The sequence below is a fragment of the Acinetobacter sp. GFQ9D191M genome, assembly GCF_011174875.1.
GTDB lineage: Bacteria > Pseudomonadota > Gammaproteobacteria > Pseudomonadales > Moraxellaceae > Acinetobacter.
This window is the reverse complement of record NZ_JAALGV010000036.1, coordinates 1-5,872: the sequence shown is the minus strand read 5'-3', so window position 1 is coordinate 5,872 and position 5,872 is coordinate 1. Positions and strand designations below refer to the sequence as shown.

At 36.5% G+C, this 5,872-nt stretch carries 6 protein-coding genes; all 6 read right to left on the bottom strand.

Annotation, left to right across the window (positions count from 1 at the left end; genetic code table 11):
- Positions 1-201: 201 nt before the first annotated feature.
- Positions 202-1,086, bottom strand: a complete 885-nt coding sequence (locus tag G5T77_RS07035) for an Mph(E) family macrolide 2'-phosphotransferase (RefSeq protein ID WP_000155092.1) — start codon at positions 1,084-1,086, stop codon at positions 202-204.
- A gap of 55 nt (positions 1,087-1,141) precedes the next feature.
- Complete coding sequence (gene msr(E) / locus G5T77_RS07030; protein WP_000052512.1) at positions 1,142-2,617, bottom strand: ABC-F type ribosomal protection protein Msr(E); 1,476 nt, start codon at positions 2,615-2,617, stop codon at positions 1,142-1,144.
- 669 nt (positions 2,618-3,286) lie between these two features.
- Positions 3,287-3,838, bottom strand: coding sequence for a plasmid replication DNA-binding protein (locus tag G5T77_RS07025; protein ID WP_223182242.1), 552 nt, complete (start codon positions 3,836-3,838; stop codon positions 3,287-3,289).
- A gap of 60 nt (positions 3,839-3,898) precedes the next feature.
- A complete protein-coding gene (repM, locus tag G5T77_RS07020; RefSeq protein ID WP_004811812.1) occupies positions 3,899-4,822 on the bottom strand; it encodes a replication initiation protein RepM in 924 nt (307 codons plus the stop codon).
- Between the two features lie 252 nt (positions 4,823-5,074).
- A complete protein-coding gene (locus G5T77_RS07015; protein WP_166136885.1) occupies positions 5,075-5,308 on the bottom strand; it encodes a hypothetical protein in 234 nt (77 codons plus the stop codon).
- A 101-nt stretch (positions 5,309-5,409) separates the two neighbouring features.
- Positions 5,410-5,872: hypothetical protein (locus G5T77_RS07010; protein WP_166136883.1), on the bottom strand; the 463-nt coding region annotated here is incomplete at its 5' end.

The window sequence follows — 5,872 nt, the reverse complement described above, 5'->3', positions numbered from 1 at the left end:
CTAGAAGTTTTTCTTATCTCTAAAATCCAACCTGTCCACAATGTGGTTAAAGTTGGTATGTAATTTCGCATAAGAAATTTTATGTTAAATGATTGTTAGAAATGCCCCTTGATCGAGGCATTTTCTATAAAGAATACTAAAAACTAATTAAAGCCAACCAAGTTTCAAAACAAGGCAGTTCTCAGCAATCATATTTTTAAATTATATAACTCCCAACTGAGCTTTTGCTCCAACGATAAGGCTTTCATTTTGAGTTTCTAAGGCAAATAAACCATACATCAAAGGAGAGGCCGCTGCTCTTTCTAAAGTCTGTTCATATAGTTTATTCCAAACTTTACCCCCTAGTTTTTCATACTCGATGATTAGAGTTTTGAGGCTTTCTTCTCCAAACAAAGTTACATGCCCAGCAAAATCAATCGCTGGGTCATCTATATGGGCTGTTGACCAATCAATAACGCCTGAAACAGCTCCATCCTTTGAAGCTAGTACATGCCCAGCATATAAATCGCCATGTATAAATTGGGTGAAATCTGCCCATAGAACATCATTATCCAACCATTTTCTGTAGCGGGTTTCCAATTGCTCACTTATACCAATTTCAGATTTTACTAACTGCAAATTGTTTGCTATTTCAGGTCTTAAATCTGAAGGTTTCATAATTTTCAAATCATTTTCCCGAACTTCTTTTTCAGGAATACTATGGATTTCAAATAAGGTTTTTGCCAAAGATGTTATGTATTTCGGGCTATCTTTGTCCATATTCCAAATTATTTCATAGGTTTCAGCATCCAAATTTAAAACAGGATTATCTTTAAGTATGGGATAAGCCACTAATTCTGTAGATGAAATTCTCCAATCAGGAACCTCTACAGAAAGATGTTTTTTTACCAATTCTAAAATGCGTTTTTCTTTCTTGATTTGTTCCCTCATGCCATCACGACGAGGAATACGCAGCAACCATTGTTGCCCCTTTGTATCAAGAGCAAAAACGACCTTAAAATCAATGCCCATTTCATTGAAATTCATTTTGTCCGTAAGCAACAAGCCGTGTGCTTCAGCAAGTGATTGAATATCTTGAATTGTCATTTTTAATTTCCTTTAAAGAGTTCAATAATTAATGTTCGGATTAGATTGGCTATCATTAACAATCTCTCTCAAAAGTCTTGATGATTTTGTGGTCTTTGATCTCGTAGATAATGTCAGCAATATTATCGACCAATTGCTTGTCATGAGATACGAAGATAATAGTTCCTGCATAGGACTTCATCATTGTTTCTAATGCGGCAATACTTTTTAGGTCAAGATAGTTTCCTGGTTCATCCATAAGCAAAATATTATATTTTCCTAAAAGCATTTTGGATAAAAGCAGTTTGATGATTTCACCTCCCGATAAGTCGGATAAGTTTTTTTGAATATCATTCGCTCCGATCCCCATTGAAGCCAATACTGCACGAATTTCCGCAACTGTGTACTCGCACTCTTCCTGCATAAAGGAGAGCACAGATTTATGCGTGTTAAATTTATATCCTGTTTGTGTAAAGTAGCCAATTTCAGCTTTTGGAGATATGGTTAATCCATCAGCACGTTCTGATATCATTTTTAACAAGGACGTTTTCCCTGTTCCATTCGATCCAGTTATAGCGACTTTAGCGCCAAGCGGTATTATAAAGTTAGCGTCATCAAAGATAGTACGGCTACCAAATTTTAAGCTCAGACCATCTGCCGTAATCGGGAACTTATTGTGCAGTTCTAGGGCTGAACTTTGACGAAAACGAATAGAACGCAAATGCTCTGGTGCTTGAATATCTTCTAATGCAGCCAAACGCTTTTCCATACTCTTAGCTGCCTGATACAGTTTTCTTTGCTTGGTGCCAGTCATTTTTGCATGCCCAAGTCGTCCAGCACTTTCGGTAGAGTTTTTGGATTTTTCTCCTTTTTTCTTATTGTCTAATCGATTAGCTTGCTGGCGTTTTTCTTGCACAGCAGATTCTAATCGCTCCCGTTCCTTCATCATCAGCTCATATTCTACGGCTTGGTGTTGTCGCTCTTCTTCTTTTTGACGCAAGTAATCCGAGTAACCACCCCAATATTCCGTAATTTTACCGTCTTTTAACTCCCATATCTTGTCTACAACCATATCAAGAAAATATCGGTCATGACTGATAACAAGTAATGCTCCATCAAATGCTTTAAGTTGACCAATAAGTAGATCTATTCCATTGAGATCAAGGTGGCTGGTTGGTTCATCCGCTAGAATGCCATGTACTTGTTGGGAAAATGCGGCAGCAATTTTTGCACGAGTTTCCTCTCCGCCACTCATTGTGTCGTTTTGTACATTGGAAACACCAAGGCGAGATAACATTGCCCGGTCTTCGACCGTTTCTATTTCGATTCCGCCCAGTTGGCTGATATGTGCAAAATCACCAAAACGCTGTAATGTCGCTTCGGCTAAAACAATTTCGCCATTAAGTACTTTGAGTAAACTACTCTTTCCTGCTCCGTTATCACCCACAAGACCAATACGGTCATAAGAGTGAATTTCCAATTCATCAATATCCAAAACATCACGCCCAGCATAATCCAAGCGTATGTTTCTCGCTTTAATAATTAAACTCATTTTTATTTACTCCTGTTTAGCTCTTGAAATTTTTTATGCAGCAAACAGGATTTAGGTGAAAACAAAAGCTAGCATCACAGTGTCCTCCCAAAAAAAAAGCTATTCATCCACAGGGTGGACAAATAGCTAGTCAATTAAGTTATAACTGGAAACTATGCACTAAAAGCATACTTATAAATTAAGCATACTTTTACTTTATATATCCGCATATATTCTTAAAGACACAACAAAAGCCCACCATTATAAAATAGTGTCACTATGCAAATAGTTGTGTCTTAACGAATGCGGATAGAATGCATAAACTTACCTAAAAAATAAAATTCAGTTTTATGATAACTTTACTGTTAAAAGAAGTCTAGACAACCTTGTTTTATGCTTGGATATAAGGCTTATTTTAAAATAATAGTAGTGAAGATTTTCTAAAATTAACATAATACACCTTATACGAAATGCGTTATAATTCTCTTGAAAATTCAATGCTGTAGTTTCTAGTTGATAGCCCGAACATCCCTGTTCGGGCTTTTTTTATCTTTTTTAGTGTTCCACGCTTAATAAATAAGCAATGTTCCACGATTTTATTCAGTTTTAATAAACATCATCCGGTTTTTTGAGGAGTCATTATTTCATTGCTGGCAATGAAATTGGCTCATCGAAAAAGTGGAGTGCTGGCTAACCATAAGGAAGGAAGAAACGGCTCAGGAAGCCCCTTTTTTTAGGTTCAGGCTCAATATGTTCAGGGATAGGGATCCGTTTGTTCTCAGGAGTAGTCAATCCGTCATAGTTTGATTCATCCTGTGACCGAGGATCTGTTGCTATATTCGAATTAGTAGATTCATTTAGCTGATTAATATTTTCTTGTTTTGGCTGTTCTAAGGTGCCTTTAAACTCAATTCTGTGAGTAAGATCTTCAATATGTTGCATCAAAGACTTTTCTCTTTGATTTGCTAAATCTAACTGATTTTTGAGTAAAGAAATCTGATCTTTTAATACATTTTCAACTTCAGATTGAACGTGTACCTGTACATCCTTCTGAACTTGTTCAGTGCGTGTACTGGACTGAACACTGATTGGATTGCCATAAACTCTAATAAGTTCCGATAAGTCTATAAGACCATCATGATCTCTTGATAATTCACCATTTTTTAAAGCCTCATATATTGTTGTACGTGATTTTTTAAAGGCTTTACTTGCGTCCATGACGCTGAATTTTGTTGTGTTCAATGTAATCCCTCAGTGCGTGTACAAGGATGTTCGTGTGAACATCCAATCTGAACATGAAGTTTATTTTGTATTAAAGCCTACTTTCTTTAGATAGGGGAGTAGTTCTTCAAATTTTTGTGGATCTCGTAGCATTTCAGAAATTCGAACTGCAAATTGTGAGTAGCTTTCAGTACCTTGAGAATATTTATTCATATCTGGAAGCTCAGATAATTTACTGGCAAAAAGATGACACTGTGCATCGGTAAATTTTGAGAAAATTTCAAGAGCAGTTTGCTCTTTAGTATGAGCTATAACGACTTTTTTCAGTTTAAAGGTGAATGAAAAACCAGAAATATTACGTCCCTTTTTATGTTGCTGACATTGGACGTTAATATCCGTATGTTCATTAATTTGAGCAATAGCTAAATTTAATACTCGATCTTTAAAATTTCCCATTCTTGTATATTCATCATCAAGAACGCCTATTTTTTGTCTGAACTCTGCAAGTTCAATAATAGGAGTTTGACCCGTACTGCGCCAAGCAATTAATAATTCATATAATCGCACAGCATAAGCGCTGCTGAGATTACTAATCTGTTGTAACTCATATTTAGTAAATTGTTCTTCTAAACGTGTAATAAGTGGCACGATTGCAGGGGCAAATATTAACTTTACTGTAGCTTCATCGTCGATATATCTAATTTCGCTGACCCAACGACTTAAAACATTCTCTACATTTCCTCTTTTATTAATTTCTTGATAGCTAAATTGACGTACAAATAGATCTTTACAGGCATCTTTTAACGCTTGGTAAGCTGTTTGTCTTGCAACATTAAATTGATTTACATAACTCTCAGCATGGACTTCTAAAGGGTCATTTGCATTGATTCCCCGACCACTATCTCTTGCTTCGACGATGGCTAATAAGATCAAACGTTGTTCTACTAAGTCTAAGTTATAACTCGCATTAATTAATGCATTGTCTTTAACTACTAAGTCCCGCATTCTATTTATCTACATTATTACTTATGAATATAAATCTATAATAATAAATATGTAGATTAATGCAAGGTAAACGTAGTTAAATCTGCAAAAAAAATAATGTAGATTATTGGTAGGTAAACGTAGTCATATTGGTAGGTAAACGTAGTCATATTGGTAGGTAAACGTAGTCATATTGGTAGGTAAACGTAGTCATATAAGCTCTAGAAGCCTTTATTTACAAAGACTTGATCCTCTCTAAAAGCATTTAAAAGCTTAAAAATAATTAAAAGCCCAAAACATAAAAAATTGCCCTTGGTTTTCGCTTCGCTCAAACTCTATTGAATCTCGCTTTCGCTCGATTCGTCGGGGCAATTTTTGGTTCATATTTTCGTGAATTTGAGAAAAAGCAAAAGCAAGATCAAAAGCAGCTCGGAATTCGCTTCGCTCATGAGCTTTTTTTCTCGCTACGCTCGGTTTAGGAATCAAATTTGGAAAGTTCGCACCCATTCGGGATGCTCTGTAAAGCAGGTGATTGATGGATAGGGAGCTTGTAATCAGGGAAAGGGATGGGCAAATTTTCTCAGTTCGCTCGTAGACACTCGCTCTGTTTAGCGACTCATGCCACGAGATTTCATTTTAGGCGCATGTTGCTGTGCTTTGAGCTGTTGTTCCTGTCTGAGTTTCATCTGTTGTTCTGCTTTGATCTCATCCACACATTTTTTAATGACTTGATAGGATGGGTATAGAGTCTGGTATTGCTTGGCTTTGGCTGGATGTTGTTGTTGGTACTGCTTCCAGGCATGTTCTTTGAATTTGTCATTTTCCAATAAATCCTTCACACCATGTTTTTTCTGGTGTTCATGCTGACCTTTCAGCTTTTTGTGCTCCTGGTAAATCGCATCACGTTGGGCTTCCCAGGCTTTTTTTCCAAACAGTAAGGGTTTGTTCTGAGTTAATTCGTTGTGTTGATCGACCAGGCTTTGCAATTTGTCATGACTTTGCTTGAGTCCGCTTTTCACGATCTCCTGGGCAAGCTGCTGATTGAACTCATTTTGATGTTTGTGGTGCTTG